This is a genomic window from Mobiluncus porci (assembly GCF_009695935.1).
GTDB classification, from domain to species: domain Bacteria; phylum Actinomycetota; class Actinomycetes; order Actinomycetales; family Actinomycetaceae; genus Mobiluncus; species Mobiluncus porci.
The window spans coordinates 46,622-67,463 of sequence record NZ_VUMY01000003.1 but is presented as its reverse complement, the minus strand read 5'-3'; the positions used below and the strand labels follow the sequence as shown (position 1 = coordinate 67,463).

The following is a 20,842-nucleotide window of genomic DNA, read 5'->3' as shown; positions in this document are numbered from 1 at the left end:
GCTGGTTGTTTCCTGCTATTTCGCGGCCGCTTCGGGGGACACCATGTCCGGGTTGGGGCCGGTGATGTTGCCCTCTTTGTCGTATAGGTAGAATCCTTTACCGCTGGCTAGACCGGTCACTCCTTTATCGATTTGGTGTTTCAGCAGCCAGGCGAATGAACCTTCAGCTTCGCCTTTGCGTGCGCGGTTAATGTTGTAGGCGACATTGAAACCAACGACATCGTACATTTCAAACGGTGATTTCGCGGATTTTGTCGCGACATGCCAGGTGTTGTCGATGTCTTCTGGTGAGGCGTGGCCGTTCACCCACAGGTCCGCAGCCGCGTTCAAAAATGGGATGAGCAGTGAGTTCAACAGGTAGCCGGGGACTTCTTTTTGGATAGGGATTGGCACGAGGTTAATTGACTTGGCGAAATCTAAAACGGTGTTGAAGGTTTCGTCTGAGGTCTTTGGGGTGCGCATCACTTCGCCGGTGTTGTTGCGCCAGACCAGGTTAGCGAAGTGAAGGGTTGTGAAATGTTCTGGTCGCCCGGTTGCTTCCATGAAATCGGAGGGACGCAGGGATGACGTGTTGGTGACGAAAATCGCATGTTCCGGAGCGGCTTTGTTCACCTCTGCCCACACTTGTTTTTTCAAATCCAGTATCTCTGGTACAGCCTCAATCACGAGATCTGCGTTCGCTACGGCTTGTTTCAAGTCGGTTGAGGCGGTGATTCGGGTTACTGCCTCGTCAAACAGCTCCTTGCTGTAGTGGGGAATATCTTTCAGGTAGTGTCCCCGCAGCCATTCCCAGCGTTCCGGCAGTTTGGCGAGTATTTCGTCGCTGATGTCGTAGGCCACCACGTTTTTCCCAGCCCAAGCGTTCTGCATGATGATTTGAGAGCCGAGAACTCCGGTTCCAAGGACTGCAACGTTTTGAATGTTAATACTCATAACTAATTCTCCTTTGATTCTATGGGGCATCGTTGCCCTGTGTGCAGGATAGCTCAATGGTCCGCGATTGTCCTAACATAAAAATGTGTTGGCTGGCTCTTAAGCCGGCTGTAGTTTTGATGTTTCCGCCGGGGGTTTTCCGGGGAAATTCTCTGGGCTTGCCGAGTGTGGCTTTAATCGTCGTCGCTATACTGTGGTTGTTGATTTCGCTGCGGCTGGTAGCCGCGGCTGGACGCCGCCGACAGGTTTCGAGGCTGCTGGGAAATATTTGAAGCGCGTGGGCTATCGTGGCTTTACCAATCTTGGATCTCATGAGCGCAATCTGGGTCGGAATCACACCGTTCGGCTTCAGAAACTGAATCATTGGCGGAAGTTTGCCAAGTATTATCCGGAGCCGACTGACACGTCATACTGGGGGTGTATTTTTGGGCGAGATTTTTGGGTCGCGGCATTCTCTTTCCGAAGCGCCTCACCAGGTTTGTTGTTTTTAGGTGTTTTGTTGGTTAGCCTCGTTTCGCTTTCTTTGATTGTCGGCGTGGAGGCGGCTCTGCTTTTCTAGCTAGGAGTTCTTGCTTGAGTCCAGGTTTTCGGGAATAATTGGGTTATCAGGAAAGGATGGGGATTCTCGGGGGTTTTTCAGGAAACGGGTCAGGAAGTCGAGATTCCGCGGAAATCTATCCGACTTTACGCATAATTTACTCTTTGAAAAGTCTGACATTGAATTTACAAATCCAGGTTTCAATTCTGAATAAGACCTGACAAGCGACCTCAAGCATCGCGAATTTAGCGCGTTTTTCCTGAGATTCCCTAAAACAGATCCAAGGCTAACCGAAACTTAAGTGCGCAGAGTTGAGATTGTCAGCACAATACTTACAGTACTCTTGGAATTGGCTGAAAGCCATGGTAATCTTAATTACTGTATATGTAGGAGGAGTGTCTGCCGCCTAGGAAGCGGCAGCGAAATTTGAATAATCGGAGGGATCCTCTATGGATAACATGACCAGGAAACCGCGGGAAAGCAGATCTGCCGCGTCCGGACTCACGAAAGTGGGTTTTAAGAAGAAATCCCGTAACTGGGCTGCAGGTGCTGTGGCAGTAGGTGTTGCTATTGCCTGGACTATCGGCGGTCTGGTCATGCCATCAATGGCGGCTGACGCCAGCGCGCAGCTCGTCGAGAAACCTAGTTTCACGACGGTCGTCGGCACGACCCAGACCGGGGATTGGAAGGTCATCTCCAGCGGGATAGCCTCGAAAATCGTCAGGTTTGGGCAGACCAGAGGTGATTCTTCGGCTGAGACAAGTTCGACTTACCTTGATACGGTTCCCCTAGAGAAGTCCTCTGACGGTCAGCTCGCGAAGTACGGTCGCATCGTCTACAAGGCCACTTCCTGTTGGGGTTTTTCCACGCGCAACACGACAGATGGTTTGAACTATAAGACCACCTGTTGGTATCCCACCAGATTCGTGGGAACCTGTGAGGAAACTGCCGACGCTAACGGGACGGATCGTTCGGCGAATGATCCCGAGGAAACCGAGCTGCGTCGCGCCCCTGGTTTGAGCGAGGAGGCGGAAAACAGCCTTGAAGAAGAGACGAACGGCGACGCTCCCGAGGCGACCCTGAGCGACTCCACCCCGGATGAGGTGGAAGAGTCCGCCCCGAGCGCGGGAGAATCCGGCCTCCAGTCGAGTGAAGACACTGCCTCCGATGCTTCCGAGACTGGCGCCACCCAGGCTCTCATCTTCCCGACCAAGACTGGGGACTCCTGCCAGTCCTACAACAACATCTCGGAACTCCCCGTAAATGAGCTGAATGCTAATGATTGGCAGATTCTCGGCTACGAAGAGATGGGGACGCCGATGTGGAGCCCGACCACGGAAACGAATGGTACGAATGGGCTGCCGATAACAGTTCCCGGTGTGTTCCTTGAGGTGAACGGAAAAGGAACCATGGTCGGCTACTTTACGAACACTGGGAACTATCCCATAACAAGTTCTGCCAGCGAAAACCAACTGTTCAAAAAGAATGGTTTAGTGCGGGTGATGCTTGCCCAGGTGAATACTACAGCAACTGGTGGCAAGTTCACGTTAACAGCCAGTGACGGGACGGAATATCCTGCGCTCTGTATAGAGCCAGATAACACCAGCGTTCCGAAGGAAGGTAACCCTATCAACATCTCCGGTGCTGGCTTTGGTTCTTTCGATGTGGGTACCGCTCACGAATTGGAATTGGCTAATGTTGTCGACCTCTATAACAAGAACAAAGCGCTCTTCGGTCAGTCTGCATACACGCAGCTCGGCACGTTGCAGTGGTTTGTGTGGTACATCAGCAGCGGTTACAATGTAACTTACTTCAAGGATCGTTATAATCCCGACCAATCCAAGATTGCTGAAATCCAGGCGGAGCTGCAGAAGCGCCAGTCTGAGAAGGTGAAGACTATCTCGGATATGCTCAAAGCCTTGCAGCTCAAGACCGTTGCTGCCTACACCACTTCCGATAACACCGCGAATGTTTATAAGGTCGTGCTGGAAGGCTATGACACGTTCCACGGCGACCTTGCAAATCTTCAGGTCACGATGACCCCGCAGGCAAACTCGGGAGTCACGATCAGCTACTACAAAGACGAGAAGCTGACTCAGCAGGTGACTAACCCGACCCTGGAGGAACTCTCGAAGGGGCTCTACATCAAGTTTGATTACGCCAACGGCGTCTGCACCGGCAGCGATCCCAGCACCCTCAAGATCGGTTTCGTTGGCGACGCTTTGATTCCCGGTCTGACCATGAAGTATAAACACTACCAGGCTCAGATCATCCTCGACGGCGTGCCGGTCAATGTCTCTGGTGAACTGACTGTCTCCGGTGGAGCCTGCCCGCAGCCGAGCAACCCGAGCATCGGGACAACCGCGAAGGTTAACGGCTTGGAAAGCAACCTCGGTCAGGCGGAAACCGCCACTCTCACCCCCGGCGCTTCCGTCACTTTGACTGACGACGTGAAGTACGAAAACCTGAAGCCGAACACCCCCTACACCCTGACCTCCACCTTGACGCACTTGTCGAGCAACGGTGAGCAGCGCGGGGTTGAACTCGCAACTGCCAACGTCATGTCCGACCAGGACGGAACCGATGTCTGGCAGGGACTGTTCTCCAAGGAACTCAACTATGCGGATGTCAATGAGGGCGACAAGTTCTATTACGAAGAGGTCTTGAAGGATCCCACCACCGGCGCCATCATTGCCTCGCACAACGGCATCAACCCGGATCAGACCGTCATCATCAAGAAGACGCAGCCCCAAGCCACCCTCGTTCTCGAGAAGGTCGGAGCGGGAGCTGCTGCCTCCGCCCAGGGCAATGTCACCTTCACCGTGACCTGCGGCGAAGGCGCGACCAAGACGCTGTATGCTCCGGCTCGCGGCGGTGCTGCCAACGAAATCCCCACCCTGGCTGGGGTCAGCCAGACGGTTTTGAACGTGACTCCGGGCGAAGTCTGCGAGGTTGTGGAAACCTACACCTCCTCCACGGTCGTTCCGCAGTCCACCGGCTCGAACTACACTCCGTTCACCGTGACGGACACGACGACGAACACCTCGATCCCGGTTGCCTCCGGTCGGACCGCCCAGTTCTCGACCCGCTCTGAAGCCGGCACGTCGACTCTCACCGCTAACTACCCCTTCGTGGTTCCCGCGAACGGCGGTAGGGTCAAGGTGGTTGCGACCAACAACTACAACGACCTCACCGGCGGTTTCAAGGTCACCAAGACCGTCGAAGGCATCGACAAGGATCAGGCCGCTGCCGCGAACCCGAACCAGACCTTCCAGTTCACCTATAGCTGTGCAGACAGCCAGGAAGGCGGAGTTTTCTGGCTCCCCAACAACGGAAGCTGGACCTATGAGGTTGACGGTCTCAAGGTTGGCACCCAGTGCACCATCACGGAAACCAGCCCGACGGCTCCCGCCGGATACAACGTGACGGTTTCCGCCGCGTCCTCCAACGGCAGCAACTCCCAGAACGGCACCATCACGGTTGGCGCCATCGAAGCCAACAAGATCGCCGGAGTCACCTTCCTGAACTACTACCAGCCGTCGAATGCTTCCTTCTCCATCAAGAAGATCGCGAAGTACTCCGACTCAGGCGAAGCAATTACCGGTAACTTTAACTTCACCTACAACTGCGGACAAGGCGACCAGAAAGTCACCGTTCCCGCCAACGGCAAAGCGGTTCCGGTAACGGCCAACATTAAAGCCGGCCAGCACTGCACTGTGAAAGAGCTTTCCGCTGATCCCTCCGACCCAGCCAACACCACTTTTGAAGACGTAACCTTCAAAGCAGGAAACTCTGCTCCCGTAAAGGACGAGTACTCCTTCGATGTACCGAAAGACGGCACCGTCCTGGTCATTGAAGCCACAAACACCTACAAGCACAAGCAGGGCTACTTCACTTTGACGAAGTCCTTCAACGTCGACGAGAACCCACTCAAAGACAAGGCGTTTACGTTCACCGTGAAGTGTGGCGACGCGCCAGAACAAACGGTTTCTCTTCATGGTATTGACGACCCGAAGACAACAAACGTGCGCGAAAACGCAAAGACTTTCGGGCCTTACAATCTCGGCACAACCTGTAAGGTGACGGAAACAAACCCCTCCACCCCATCTGCCGTTGATAAAGTGACCTGGCAAGGCGGTCAGCCTGTAGCTGGCGACGCTTGGTCTCGTACGGTGACGATCGATACGGAAAGCAAGGCAAGCTCTCCGGCTCTCACCTTGAACGCGACAAACAACGTCAGCGCTCAGTACGGCAAGATCTCTTTGAAGAAAACGATGACCGGCTCCGCTGCCGCAAACCAGAAAGCCATCGATGCCACCTATCCGATCGATCTGAAATGCGATACCGGAGACAATCCGAATGTCGTGAACCTCAAAGGCAACGGGGAAGTTTGGACAAGCCCGTCCAACACTATGGTTGTAGGTTCAAAGTGCATCCTGCACGAAGACCTCTCCAAAGTCAGTATTGACGGAATTACCCCAACATTAGTTGCAGTCAACGGAGCAACCCCGGTAACTGGCAAACCCGGCTACTATGAGGTTACCGTTCCCGCGAAGGATGCCCCACCGGTCGAAGTTGTTTTCAATAACTCCATGGAATACCAGAAAGCATCGTTCAAAGTCATGAAATACGTGACCTCCTCACAAGAGGTGACGTTCTCCCCGAACGAGTTCCGTTTCACATACACCTGTAAATCCCCGCTGGGTGACTTCACCAACGCGAACAACCCGCTGTACGCGGGCGTTACAAACCCATTCAAGGATTACGTCAAAGTGTTTGTAAACGGTTCCGGAACATCCCTCACAGCGGAATCACCGGCTGTTGAAGTACCGGCAGGCTCGACCTGCTCCGTGACGGAGATCGATCCGAAGACCTATAACCAGACGCTCATCCAGAGCCCGAAAGTGAATCCAGTAAGCTACGAGAAGACAACCTTCCAGCCTGCTGGAACCGCTATGACCTCCGGTGAACAGACCATCAGTGAAGGTTCCACCTTCTACTTTGCTGCGACAAACAACTATGTAGATAAGGTAGCTGGGTTCCAGTTCAACAAGGTGTTCAACCCCGATACTGAGGTGTCGAACAACAACGCCGCTTGGGAAAAGAACACCTTCAACTTCGGTTGGTCTTGCCAGAAACCAGACGGTTCAAAGGTGAATGGTTCAGCCCCGATGACAATCACGAGTCCCGTCGAATTGTCCCCGAACCTCGCGGTAGGAACCAAGTGTGTGATTTGGGAAGAATCCGTTGCTCCGCACGCCAATGAAACCACCTCAACCAAGTGGCTTGTGGATGGATCTGAAGCCGAAGGTGCGAAAGTCACTGATTTCGCGGGTAATGAACACGCCAACGGCTATGCATTCACGATCAATGAATCTCAGGCACGTCTCGCGATCACTGCCCAGAACACTTTCAGCGTTCCATACACCTCGCTCACTTTAGATAAGAAGCTGGTTCGCGGCGAGAACGTGAGTGTCGATCCCAATAAGGTGTTCGACTTCGAGGTTTCCTGCGACTACACCACGGGCGGAACCCACTCCACCCAGGTTCAGCTTAAAGACACCGACCCGGTCAAAACCATTGACACGATTGACGGTGTGAAGATTCCGGTGGGCTCGACTTGCCGCGTGAATGAGGCGAACGCCAATGTGGCGAACCACACTTGGATCCTGAAGCTCACCAAGGACGGTCAAACAATCTCCAACGGTGCGGCCTTCACTCTCGACAAGACAACCCCGATCGCGGTTGTGGCTGAAAACACCTACACTCGCGACCTCGGTAAGTTCGCGATTGTGAAGACTGTGTCCGGTGAAGGCAACCTCGTCAAACAACCGTCCTACGACTTCGATTACACCTGCACCGGCGACGGTGAACCAGTCACAGGTGAAATCCTCGGTGTAGTTGAAAACTCCTCTGTCGCTAAAGAAAGCAAAGACATTCCTGCGGGCTACACCTGCAGCGTCACCGAACGCAAAACCGAGAAAGTGGACGGTGCGACTTGGACAGCGACGCTGGATCACAACAACTTCAAGATAGAAAAGAACACAACGTTCGCTGTGAGCGCCGACAACCGCTTCACCGATTCTTTCGGTAAGTTCACGTTGAAGAAGGTTCTAGACACCGAATCTAACGCGACGGTTCCAGATGGGACGAAGTTCAACTTCCAATACTCCTGCACCGATTCTGTCGGCAAACCGATAGCTGTCCCCAATAACGGGAAGTTCTCGGTCGCGGCGGGCGCCCCAGCCTGGACTTCACCTGACCTCCCGTCTGGCTCTATCTGCAAGGTCTGGGAGACCGGGGCAACGCCGGCTCTGACCGGTGTCGTTACGACAGTCAAGTACGAACTGGCAGGAACCCCCTACAATGAGGGAGCCTCCACCAGCGGCTATCAGCCCATGGACTACGTGTTCGGAGCGAGCGACGAAACTGCTGGAAAGTTCGTGATCGGAAAGGCAGGCACAACTCGCGAGATTACCGCAACTAACAAGCTAACCAAGCACATGGTGAAACTCCAGGTGATTAAACAAGGCTTAGCTAAGAAACACGGAGATTACTCTACAGATCCCAGCGCGTACAGCCGAGACAACTTCGACACTCAAACCTACACAAAGTGGGAGAATGGCACCTATGTCACCCACCACTACATGGATCGGAAGACCATCTTGGTTAAAGCCACTTGTGTCGGCGAGAACGGCGATCCGGTCTTAGAAAAAGACAACCTGGTAGTTCCGGTGAACGACTTGGATGCGCAAGGCAATCTGAAGCCTACTTTGATCGGAGAAGTACCTGTCGGATCGACCTGTACAGTCGCTGAGAAAGACGTCAACTTCAACGACTACGACGCTTTCTTGCTCGGAGGGTGGCACCATAAGGCGGTCTTCAACGTGAAGGATGCCGCCGGCAAACCCCTCGCCCCGGAAAAAATCTACGCTTTCGATATGGTCTCCGATAACGGAGATAAAGCTGCTATCCAATTCGTGATGGACACAGAGGAAGCCACCGCCACCGTTCAGATGGATAACAAGTGGGATTGCTTCTATTCCGTGACATCAGATTTGAAAGTAGAAGGTAAAGACTCCGTTTCGGATCCTGCTGGTAAGGGCAAGGTTGTAGATATTCCCGCAGGTACGACGGGCCAAATCAGCCTTATTGATACGGTGACGTTCAACAATCTTCCTGCCGGCTGGTACACGGTAGTAGAACGACTGTTTAGTAAGAATGATGCCGGTCGTGTCGTGAACTTCAACAAAGGTTACCTACCGAAGGCAATCATTGATGACAAAGGCTCCTGGGACTGGTATGCCTCCGAACCGTTCTACTTCGATGGTACGGGCACGGTTAATAAGGACCTGGAGTTCAATGTTTCTCTTGATACTCTCCGAGATCATCCTGAGGGAATTTCTGTAGCCGTCATGGTGTACCGTGATCCGAACAAGCTCGGGCCTCAGGTGGTGACCGCATGCAACTCAAATTGCAACATGATTGCCGCTGAAGTGACTCTTCCGCAAAGCCAGACGATTATCCCGAAATTTACCCAAACGATGGATACCCTGGCAAACAACTCGGCCACCAATTCCCGCGTTTTGGCTCTAGGCACTAGCGTCAACGACCAGCAGGTCAGCGACACTGTGACCTACTCCAATGTGTCAGAGGGTGACTATTACCTCTACGGGCGAATCGTTCGCGCAGACAACACTGCCGTAACCATTGGTGAAAACGGCTCCCCGCAGAAGATTGAGAAACTGAAAGCGAACACCCAGGCGAAACTCCAACACACCATCCCCGTCGATCAGGACAAACTGATCGCGGAAGTAGCGAACGGCGCTACAGAGTTCGTGGTCTTTGAATACCTGTTGCCGGCTGGTGTGAACGTGGCGGGTCTCTCCGCTATGACCCCAGACCAGCTCAAGGAAGCGTCCCAGGCTGCGAAACTGCCGTTCCACGCCGACGTCACAGCCGAGTCCCAGAAGCTCTATACTCCGAGCCTCGAAACTGACGCCACTATTGGAGAAGTCGGCGGGACTAAGAACGTTGACCCGGCTGAAACTGGAACCGTGAAAGTAGTTGACAACGTCTCCTACAAGAACCTGAGCGGTGGCGCAGAATACACCGTCACTGGAACCCTGCGCTACCAGGGAGACGCTACCCTCGCGGACGGCACCCAGGTTAAGAAAGGCGACGTAGTTAAAGGCGTGACAGTTCAGACCGCCACCATCGACCTCACCAAGCAGGACGCCAAAAAGACGTTCTCCGGTGAGATCAAGATGACCTTCGACGTTCCCGCCCAAGCTCTGAAAGGTCAGACGGTTGTCGCTTTCGAGCGGGTGGAAACCAACAACATTCCCGTTGCCGTTCACGAAGACATTGAGGATGGACGTCAGACCGTCTACTCCCCAGAAATCAAGACCACACTCGTTGACGAAGACGGCGACAAATATGTCACCGCTGGTGCCAACGCGAAGGTCGTTGATACCGTGACCTACTCGGGTCTAGACCCGAATAAGTCCTATCTGCTCAAAGGCAAGCTCAATACGGTCAAGGACGGCAAGGCGACCGGTATGGCTGCAGAAGTCGGCCCGATCCCTGTGAAGGCCGGAGAGATCTGGACTATGCCATTCACCTTCAAGGCGGAGACCGGGGTTAGCTATGTCGCTTTCGAGTACCTTTACGAGGACACCAACAAAGACGGCAAAGTTGACGACGGTTCGAAGCCTGTCGCTTCCCACGAAGACCCGACTGATCCGGCCCAGACCGTCTACACCGGCAAGGTCACCACTGACGCCACTGAACAGGGCGACAAGTATGTTGACGACGTGACGGCAGGCTTTACGGTTGACGACTTCGTCACCATCACCGGTTTGAAGCCGAACACGGAATACGACGTCACCGGCGAACTGTATCGCCAAGGCGAGAACGGTGAAGAGATCGCGACCGGAGTCAAACCCGCCTCCGGGCATGTCTCCAACGCAGACCAGGCGCTGCTGTCTGAACTGGCAGTGACTGACGGTGTCGCCAAGGTGACGACCGACGCTGAAGGCAACGCATACGCGATCCTGCACTTCCCGGTCAGCCCCGAGATTGCCGCGACCCTCGTCAACCAGCCGGTTGTCGTCTTCGAAGATGTTTTGCAAGACGGCAAGACTGTAGCCGTCCACCATGACATCAATGACGACAAGCAGACTGTCTACAACGGCAGCATGGCGACGACGGCGGTTGATGCCGGAGACGAGAACCAGACGATGGTTCCGGGTCAGGAAAACGCCGAGATCAAGGACACGGTCGTGTTCACCGGCAAGTTCGAGCGTGAACACACCTACACGCTGGTGGGTGAACTCCACTACGTGACTGTCGGAGCCGATGGCTCTAAGACCGATGGCGGCAAAGTTCCCGGCGCGACCGCGCAACCCGTCACCGTCAAGTCCGATGCCTCCGGCGTGATCGCCGATCAGGTCATGGTCTTCACCGTCCCGGCGGACTCCATCGAGGCTGGTAAAGACATGGTTGTGTTCGAGTCTCTGCATGACGGCGACGCGGACGGCAAGGTTGTGGTGGAACACCGCGACCCCGCTGACCCGGCGCAGACCGTCACCGTGACTCCGGTTGAAATCACCACCACCGCCTACGACGGCGCCTCCGGTGATACAGACGACAAGAACCTCGATTCGTCCAACGACAAGGTGTCGATCTTCGACCTGGTGGATTACAACGGCCTCCAGCCGGGCAACACCTACACGGTCACCGGCACCCTGCACTACCAGGCTGACGCGGTTCTCGCTGACGGCACCCAGGTCAAGCGCGGCGACGCGATTGACGCCAAGTACGTCACGGTCACCCCGGTCACCTTCAAAGCCAATAAGGCTAACTCGACCGACCCCGATGCCTATCAGGTCATCGTGAAGTTCGAGGTTGACAAGGCTGGACTCGCGACCGCTCCGGTCGTCGTGTTCGAAGACCTGCTGCAGGGCGAAACCCCGGTGGCTTCTCACCACGACATCGACGACAAGAACCAGGTTGTTTACAACCCGTCGCTCGAAACCACCGCGACCGTTGGCGGAGCGAAACTGATTCAGCTCCAGAAGGATCAGACCGAAGTCACGGTTGATGACGATGTCACGATCACGAACGCTGCTCCCGGAACCTACACGTTGAAGGGCACTTTGATGGCTGCTGACGGAAAGACCGTCGTCGCCACGAAGAACCTCGAAAACGTCACCGTCGCTGGCGCCAGCCAGGTCGAGAAGGTGCAGTTCCAGGTTCCGGCCGAGAAGATCGCCAAGGGCGCGAAGTTCGTCGTCTTTGAAGAACTGGTTGACGCCAATGGCGAAACCGTTGCGGAACACAAGGACATGCTGTCTGAGGCACAAACCGTTCGGGTTGGGTCTCTCGACACTACCGCAACCGATGCGGCTGACGGAGATCACACTGCTAACAACGTAGGCACCGTAGCCACCATCAACGACCGGGTGGATTACTCCGGTCTAGACCTCAACGCCAAGTATGCCGACGGCACCCCGGTGGCCTACCTTGTCAAGGGCGAGTTGATGGATAAGGCAACCAACCAGCCTGCACCAGGGATCGCGCCCGTAGAGCGGGTTATTGGCCCAGCTGGCTCGGTCTATCGCGCTGAGGGTGAAGCGGGTCGTCCGGTTGAAAGTGTTATCACCTCCGGTACCGGTTCGGTTACCTTAACCTTCGAAGTTCCGGCCAACCTGTTGGCTGGAAAGGTGACGGTAGTCTTCGAGACGGTTTACCGCGAAGGTAAGGAATACCTCATCCACCATGACATTAATGATGCTGACCAGAGAGTAAACCTCCCGAAGCTGGAGACTTCGGCTCGCGGTTCCGGCGAACTAGGCCAGGTTCTTGCCGATGCCGATTCAACCGTGAAAGATAGTGTCACCTTCCATGCGATGCTCACCGGAAAGGAATACTACGTTTCCGGCATCCTCATGGATAAGGCCACCGGCGAGCCCGTGAAGACCGCTGAGGGCAAGACCATCACCGCGGTTTCTGAGAAGTTCACTGCAAAGGACGCTGAGTTCACAATGCCTGACCTGATGACCTTCGAGGTTCCGGCTGGAACTCTGAAGGAAGGTGCGGAGCTCGTCGTCTTCGAGACCCTGTGGTTCGCTGATGAGGTGACGGTCAACACCGACACCAAGACAGTTACCCCGAAGGACTCGACCTTCCAAGATGCGACCGGTAGCGACGTCACTAAGCCGTTTGAGCCCGCCGCAACCCACGAGGACATCAACGACGCGAAGCAGACTGTCGGAACCGGTGTCAAGCCCGGATTCCGGACGATTCTCTCCGCTGATGGCGCTCGCACTTGGGCCGAGAACCCGACTATTCCGACCGTCCCGACCGCGTCCAAGACGCTGGTTGACGTGGTCGAATACTGGGGTCTCACTCCGAGCGTGACCTACCGCTTGGATGCGAAGCTGATGGAAATCGGCCTTGACGGCAAGGTTAGCTCCGAGCCGATAGCGGTTGGCACTGCCACGATTGCGGCACCCCACGAGGCTGCGGGCACCCAGAACGTGACTTTCACAGTTGCTGACGGTGCGCTGAAGTCCGGCTACAAGTATGTTGCTTATGAATACTTGACCCGAACCGATAAGCCCGAAGATCCGGTGGCTCCGCCGCATGAGGATCCGAACGATCCGAACCAGACAGTCCAGACCGACAACAACATCGATTTGGTGACCGACCTCGACAAAGACGGCGCGAAGGTCTTTGGACTCGGTCAAGACGTGACCTTGACCGATACCATCACGGTAACGGGAACGGGTCTCATCCCCGGAAAGCAGTACCAGGCATACTCCCAGTTGAGGTATCTGGGCGGCCCCGGAGATGCCCCCCAGGTGGTTTCTGCTGGAGTTTCCGACCCCTTCACCGCGAAGGGCGGAGCGAATGAAACCACCAAGGTGACGTTCAACTTGACCAAGGAGCAACTCGCAATCTGGAGTCAGCAGGCGAAGACCCGCGGCTTGAACCAACTCGCGTTGGTGGCCTACGAGTACCTCGCCCAGGTAGACAACATTGCCAGCGTAAATTCGGGCGATGCATTGAAGAGTCCGGATACGGCTGTGACTTTCCAGGAAGGCAAGACTTGGGACGCGAGGCACGAGGATCCGAATGACGCCCGTCAGACGGTCTCCGCAGTGGAAACCCCGCAGATTGCCACGACCTTGCGCTACAAGGGCGATGCGAATAAGCCCGGTGCCGATGTGGTGTGGGAAGGCAACAATGTTGTCCTGACCGACTACGTGGAGTACTACAACCTTGAGCCGAATAAGGAATACACGGTTGCGGGCAAGCTGATGGCAGTCGATGCGAACGGCAACGCTACCGAGTCCGGTGTAAACGCGACCGCGACCTTCACGACTCCTGCTGCTGAGGGCGGCGCGCTGCGCGTAAGCGGCACCATCAAGGACGGCACCGCTGTTCAGGTGAAGTTCACTGTTCCGCTCTCGGTCTTGAAGGCCAATGACAAGCTCGTCGCCTACGAGACGCTCTACGTGGGCGCCACCGCTACCGGTGAGCCTGCTGCGCCGCCGCACGAGAACCCGAACGACGAAAACCAGACCGTGAACGTGAAGCATCCGGCGGTGACGACCGATGCTTCCGATAAAGCGACCGGTTTGAAGTCGATCGCGGTTTGGGAAGGCGAGAATGCTGCAGGCGAAACTGCTCCCGATACCTACACCGTTACCGACAGGGTGCGCTTGTACAATGTCGAGCTCGGCAAGACCTACGGTTTGGGTGGACAGTTGTTCGACCAGGTGGCCTACCAGGGTGGGGAAACGAACCCGCTCGTGAAGGCAGCGACGACGGTCAAGATCGACGCCGCCATGGCGAAGCTTCCGAACGAAACCGAGAAGGCCAAGTACGGAGCGGACGTAAAGGTTTACGAAACCACGATGGACTTCGTGGTGAGCCGGAGCCAGGTTGTTGAAAACCACACATTGGTGGTCTTTGAACAACTCTGGGCCGAGGGAACCTACGACGGAGTCACCGAAACGGACGTGACCCCGAAGGGCGGTAACGAACCTGTCGCGACCCACAACGACATCACCTCCACGGCTCAGTCCGTCGCAGTCAACGAGTTCAAGTTCGGCTCGCTGACCTTGACCAAGACCGTGACCGGATGGGACTCTGCTTTCGCTACGGTTCAGCAGCAGAATGCGACCTATCTCTTCACCGTTTCCTGCACCGAGAAGGGCTTCACCAAGACCTATCCGGTGAAGGAAGGCGAGAGCGTGACCGTGACCGGCATTCCGCTGGGTGACACCTGCACCATCACCGAGGACGTTCAAAACGCCGTCAACCAGGCCGGATTGAAGGACACTGTGACCTTCACCGAGGCCAATGGCGTGACCGTGGAATCCGCGGAGAACGGCAAGGGTGTAGTCAGGATTGGTGCTACCGGCACAGATGGCACGACTGCGGTGTCTAATGTCACCGTGACCGCGAACAACCTGTTCACTCATGAGCCGGTTATCGGAACCGATACCTCCGCACTGGACGGCAAGAACGCCACCAACGGGGAGACGATTACCGATAACGTTTCCTACAAGCACATGCCGGCTGGCGACTACCTGCTCCACACCTACTTCGTTGAATACGTCAGCGAGGGTGGCCAGATTGTCCCGAAGAAGATTGACTGGCTCGAGTCCTACGCCTCCGACGTGAAGGTGGAAGGAATGGGTTCAGTTGATGGCTACAACGGCGCTTGGCCAGTGAATGTAACCATCCCGAAGAACCTTGTTGAACTCAACAAGAAGGTCGTTATCTGGGAAGACCTCTACCAGGCTCCGGCTCCCGCAGAACGTGAGGCGTTCATCGCCTCGCTCGGCAAGCTGGCGACTGGCCAGACTGGTGAAAACCTCGTCGCTAAGCACCACGAAAACATTTCGACACTTGGCGAGGGCTACCAGTGGTTGAACGTCACCGCGAACTTCGGTGGCTTCCAGGTCAACAAGATAGTGGATGCGGCCGAGGAACTCCCGGCTAATGAAAAGGCTGGACTCCCGACAACCTTCCACTTCAAGTACGATGCGGTGATTCCGGATGGGACGGCCGTGAAAGCTGGAACGGCTTTGACCGACACCTTCGACTTGGTGTGGGATCCTAACGACCCGACCAAGGCTGTTAGCCCGAAGTTCGAAGGTTTCCCGGCTGGAACCACAGTCACCATTACGGAAACTGGTGTGGACGGCGCCTTGCCGACCGGTGTCGCGATGAATACGACCTGGGCCGCTGGCGAGTGGACTAACGCCGTTGCCGGTAACTCGGTGAACATCAAGATTGTGGCACAGGGCGACCTCCAGGTGGCAGCCACGAACCACTTCACCTATAAGACCCCGACCCTGGCGACTGTGGCCTCGGTTGTCGGTGGCGGCAAGATGTTGAAGCCTTCGGAAGACACTCCGGTTCTCGACACTGTGACCTACACCGGCTTGGTAGAAGGACGCGAGTACTGGTTGAAGACCGAACTGGTCTACACCGATAACTCCGCTCCGGTGATCGGACTCGACGGACAGCCACTGGTTCGCTGGACCAAGGTGACCGCGGGCGCTGACAACAGCAAGTGGATTGTGGACGAGAAGAACCCGCTGGTGGTTCCGGCTACCTCCGATGCGACCCGTGACGTGGTCTTCTTCGAGAGCCTCTTCGAGGTTCCGGAAGGTGGCGACACGCCTGGTGACGGCACTCCGCCGGTAGTGGAACACCGCGATCCGAAGGATCCGCCGCAGATTGTCACCCGCCGTCCAGAACTCTCCATGGGCACCGTGGCTACGGTGAAAGACGCGACAACGGTCACCTCCGGTACAGCCGCGACCGTGGTTGACACCGTGACTTACAACGGCTTGAAGGCTGGCGAAACCTACACGCTGGTCGGCAGGTTGATGAAGAAGTCCGACGGCACCCAGGTTGGGGCCACCGTGACGGCTGCAGGCCTGAAAGCGTCGGCAACCGGTTCCGGTGAGTGGACTATGGAGATCCCGTTGACAGCGGCTGAAACCGGCGCCTTGGCTGACGGTACCGAGTTGGTCGTCTTCGAAAGGGCCTATGTCGGTAATCTGCCCGAAGCAGGTGCGGCTCCGGCTGGAACCTTGACGCCGGTCTTAAGCCACGAGGAGATTGGCTCCGCGCCGCAGACTGTGGTTGTGAAGAAGCCGACGACTCCGCCGACGAGCACTCCGCCGACGAGCACTCCGCCGTCAACCCCGCCGAACCCGCCGGTGAGTCCGTCTACCACGACGCCGTTTACGCCGCCGCCTTCAACGAGCACCACGCCTCCGGTTCCTCCGGTAGCGCCGGCTACGACAATACCTCCGATTCGGGCAAAGGTGCCGCCAACCTTGGCTAGGACTGGCGCGCAGGCCGCGATGGTAGGGGCGTTGTCCCTGGCAATGATTGGCGCTGGTGGGTTGATCGGACTCTTGGCCGCAAGGCGCAAGCGTGAGGCTGAGGCCGAGTAAGGCTCAGGCTTGGCTTGAAAGCCGGAGGACCTCAAGGTTCGGCTCGGCTCGAGCTAGACAGGCCCCGAACAAAAGCCCTTGAGGCTGTAGTACTGTTGGCGGCGAGATGCTTGAAGCATCTCGCCGCCAACAGTACTAGGTGTAGGGTATTTCAATTTCAGACGATAGTCTGACTCGGTTAGCTCTGTTATCTTTTACCTCCCGTGAAGATCCAGATTCCTCAGGGGAGCCGCGAATTTGGCATTGCGCGAATCTAGGGGTGTGGGAAGCTCAACGACACTATTGAGAACCTTGGCGGACAGAGCGTAGAACTTGAAGCAGGGAAACTCGATTGTAATTGGAAACTTCACCGATAAGCCTTTCTTAACCTTAAATACTGAAAGTTTCAAAGTATTTCCAGTAAACTGTCTCTGAGCGATGGACTTGGAGTAGGTGCCCAGTCTTGTGGAAATTCGAAGTGGATCACTATGACGAAACAGACAACAACCCTTGCTGAACCGACTGATAGGGTTCCACCCCAGCTAGCTAAATCCGTCGGTTCACCTCCCCCTGACGTATCAGATAAGACACAACGTATCCCGATTTCGGCGAAAATTATTGCCAGCGCCTTGGTGATGTTCATTGTTGTCGCCACTATGGCCGTAGCCTCCATTCGCGTCCTGGTAATGGTCGGGAGCCAATCCTCGCTATCGGATCGACTCAATCAATCCATGAGCCAAACAGGCCAGATGCAAGCCGACTGGGCCGGACTCAAGCTTGCTCAAGCCGATCTCGTTGATGCTATGCTTTCCCCGGAAGTCGCTAGGCTCCAAGACATTGACCCGGTTATACTCGAAAACTTTGAAACCCGACTCGCTGACATGAACGCTCGGGTCGAAATACTTGATCCCGGAACCGATGACAATGCTACTAACCAAGCTTGGGGGGAGGTCAAAGCTGCTCTGAAAAAGTACAACACCTATATTACGAGCCTCCAAGGCGCGGTTAGTGCCGGTAAGGCTCCGCTTCTTGAAATCTTGGCGCAAAATACGGAAACCGAATGGGCCTTCGTTAACCAAGCCGACTCGTTCCTCGTGGCGTTGCACAATGAGGATGCCCAAATCGAGGAGTATCTTGACAGCCAGGTCATGCTGCTCGGAACCTTTATCATAATTCAGCTCGTAATTTCGCTGGTGATTATTTTCATTGTAAACAAGGTGACTGCGAAGTCTATTGTTCCGATGACGAAAGAACTTGCCAGAGGCTTCAATGAGATCGCTGCGGGGAACCTGGACGTGAACGTGAAGCGACTCAACCGCGATGAAATTGGGGGAATGGCGAACACTTTCAACACGAACACGGCAAAACTCGAGCATTCCTTCAATGTCACTATCGATTCGACAGTCGCAGTCGAATCGAAATCGGGGGAAACTCTCGGAGAACTCGTCGCGGTTCGTGATGACATGAACCAAGTCACTGAGGAAATCGGGAAGACTGAAACCGTTGCCACCGAGGTAAACACGAATATCCAAGCTATTGCAACCGGAGCGGCCCAGATGCGGGAATCCATTGAGGAAATCTCCCAAAACGCTAACTCTGCCGCCTCTGTCGCAAGGCGGGCAACCGAGGTTGCGGCCCAAGCCGGGGCAACCGTGGCGCAGCTCGGTGAATCCTCACGCCAAATTGGGGAAGTCATCGAAACTATCAACGAGGTCGCAGAACAAACTAACCTTCTCGCTTTAAACGCTACTATCGAAGCTGCGCGCGCCGGAGATGCAGGTCGTGGGTTTGCCGTAGTGGCCTCGGAAGTGAAGGACCTTGCTTCTGAAACGGCGCGCGCAACCGAGGATGTGGCTGCAAGAGTGGAGGCCATTCAAGGTGACACAACTCACGCGGTTGGAGCCATCGAGGAGATCACGAGGATTATCGGGGACATCAACGCTTCCCAAACTACCATTGCGGCCGCAGTGGAGGAACAGACCGCGACAACCGCAGAGATCTCCTCCTCGATTAATCGCTCAGCTCAGCAGACCGACCAGCTGGCTCACGACATCACCGAGATGGGCGAGCAAACCAGAGAAATCAGGACAATCTTTATGGAATCGGGGGCGAAGATGCGAGAGCTCACTGAGGCCGCCAAAGATCTCCAAGCGATGTTGCAAAACCGCGGGGAAACTAGCGACCCCGAAGGGAAGGGGGCCAGTCATGAATGAGATGGATCAAACCCGAACCGCTGGAGACAACACTGCTTCCTCCGTCGTGACCGTTCCGGCGCTCGCACCCGAGGTGACACCGCCTGTCGCCTCGAAACGCAGACCCATCTTGAAACAACTCCAGGTTTTGCGCAATATGGGTCTTGTCACTATCGCTGTGGTTCTTGTTATCGTGATTTTCTGGGCTGTGTGGCTAACCGTCCAGTTGAACGGGCAATCCGACGTGTACCTTCGTGACGGGGAGGCCTGGAAAATCACTGAGCTGAGCGCCAGAGTCGTTGCTGAGGAAAGCGAATTGTCCAGCGCGCTGAACCAAAGGCTGCCTGCTGAGCGGGTCACCGCTCGCCTCGAGGCCTTGAAAGCCACTTCTGAGGAGCTGAGTTCAGCTCTGAAAGCGGTTCCTGCTGAGATCAAAAATGACGGTCTCATGACAGTGACGGAACAGGCGGGGAAGATTAGTGCCAATGTGGCGACAGTCCTGAACAATCCTCACGCGCAAGCCATTAGCTCTGATTTTAAGGCGAATCTCCAAATCCAACAGGAGCTTCGGCCCCTGACTGATGCGCTGTCAAAACGCAACCAGGCAGAGGCTGCCGACACGGCCGTAAGTGCTCATCGTATGGTGTTTATCGGGGAGGTTTTACTGGTGGCCGCACCTCTGGCAGCGCTGATTATTGGGGGAATCATGACCCACCAGATTCGGACTCGAATAACTCGATCTGTCAATAACATGACCCGCGCTTTGGAAGCGATGGCCACTGGTGACCTGACCGCGCGGGCAGAAACACCGATTAATGACGAATTGCGTGACACTGCCGAGGCCTTGAATTCGGCTCAGGCGGCGCTTAGCACGCTCATGCAGCACACTTCCAGTACCGCCGACCGGGTTGCCGCCTATAGCGCTGACGTGAGTGCTGGGGTGAGCTCGGTTCGGAATACAACTCGTGAACTCACTGGGAAAGCCACGGGTATTGTCGCGGCGTCCAACGAAATTGCCACCTATATCGAGACTATGGCTGCCGGAGCGGAGGAGATGGGAGCCTCAATTCGTGATATTTCAAGCAACGCCACCGAGGCTTCTCGGATTGCCCAGGAGGCAACCGAGGTTTCGGCACGCGCCGGGAAAACCGTTGGGAAACTCGGAGAATCTTCGGCTCAGATCGGGGAAGTCATCAAGGCGATTACGAGTATTTCGGAACAGACGAACCTCCTTGCCTTGAATGCCACCATTGAGGCGGCACGTGCCGGAGATTCCGGAAAGGGTTTCGCGGTGGTCGCTAACGAGGTTAAGGAATTAGCGGAGGAAACCGGGAAGGCCACGGAGAGCATCGCCGCAATGATTTCCCGGATTCAAGCTGATTCTGAGGCAGCCAGCGCGGCGATTTCCGAGATCAACTCTATTATCAACCAAATTAACGGCTACCAGACGAGCATTGCTTCCGCAGTAGAAGAACAAACCGCCACCACCGCGGAGATAACACGTTCCATTACCGAGGCCTCCGGAGGATCTCAGGATATCACCGCGTATGTGGGAAATTTTGCCTCTTCAATCCAGGCTTTGGAAGGCAAAATCGCGGTAGCCGCCGGTTCCGCTGCGGAACTCCAGGCTGAGGCTAATAATATGCACGACCAGGTTGCGGCCTACCGCTTCTGAGCTAAGCGCTGGGTCGTGTCACGCATCTCGTAAA

5 protein-coding genes are annotated in these 20,842 nt (G+C 55.6%); 4 read left to right on the top strand and 1 reads right to left on the bottom strand.

Annotation, left to right across the window (positions count from 1 at the left end):
• Positions 1–15: 15 nt before the first annotated feature.
• On the bottom strand, positions 16–933 hold the full coding sequence (locus FYJ63_RS02265; RefSeq protein ID WP_154543395.1) for a 3-hydroxyacyl-CoA dehydrogenase: 918 nt from the start codon (positions 931–933) through the stop codon (positions 16–18).
• A 193-nt stretch (positions 934–1,126) separates the two neighbouring features.
• Here FYJ63_RS02265 and FYJ63_RS11115 point away from each other — a divergent pair, with 193 nt between their 5' ends.
• The 4 genes from FYJ63_RS11115 to FYJ63_RS02245 all read left to right on the top strand — a co-directional run bounded on the left by FYJ63_RS11115 (position 1,127) and on the right by FYJ63_RS02245 (position 20,808).
• A complete protein-coding gene (locus FYJ63_RS11115; RefSeq protein WP_229769875.1) occupies positions 1,127–1,492 on the top strand; it encodes a hypothetical protein in 366 nt (121 codons plus the stop codon).
• Between the two features lie 428 nt (positions 1,493–1,920).
• Positions 1,921–16,962 (top strand): VaFE repeat-containing surface-anchored protein, encoded by a 15,042-nt coding sequence (locus FYJ63_RS02260; protein WP_154543393.1) that lies wholly within the window; start codon positions 1,921–1,923, stop codon positions 16,960–16,962.
• Between the two features lie 467 nt (positions 16,963–17,429).
• Positions 17,430–19,154, top strand: coding sequence for a methyl-accepting chemotaxis protein (locus FYJ63_RS10995; protein ID WP_229769874.1), 1,725 nt, complete (start codon positions 17,430–17,432; stop codon positions 19,152–19,154).
• On the top strand, positions 19,147–20,808 hold the full coding sequence (locus FYJ63_RS02245; RefSeq protein ID WP_154543389.1) for a methyl-accepting chemotaxis protein: 1,662 nt from the start codon (positions 19,147–19,149) through the stop codon (positions 20,806–20,808). The genes FYJ63_RS10995 and FYJ63_RS02245 overlap by 8 nt, the downstream gene beginning before the upstream one ends.
• Positions 20,809–20,842 lie beyond the last annotated feature (34 nt).

What these genes read in the sequence shown, in the direction of transcription:
- FYJ63_RS02265 (WP_154543395.1), bottom strand. Translation starts at nt 933, where the DNA reads ATGAGTATTAACATTCAAAACGTTGCAGTCCTTGGAACCGGAGTTCTC.
- FYJ63_RS02260 (WP_154543393.1), top strand. Translation starts at nt 1,921, where the DNA reads ATGGATAACATGACCAGGAAACCGCGGGAAAGCAGATCTGCCGCGTCC.
- FYJ63_RS10995 (WP_229769874.1), top strand. Translation starts at nt 17,430, where the DNA reads ATGACGAAACAGACAACAACCCTTGCTGAACCGACTGATAGGGTTCCA.
- FYJ63_RS02245 (WP_154543389.1), top strand. Translation starts at nt 19,147, where the DNA reads ATGAATGAGATGGATCAAACCCGAACCGCTGGAGACAACACTGCTTCC.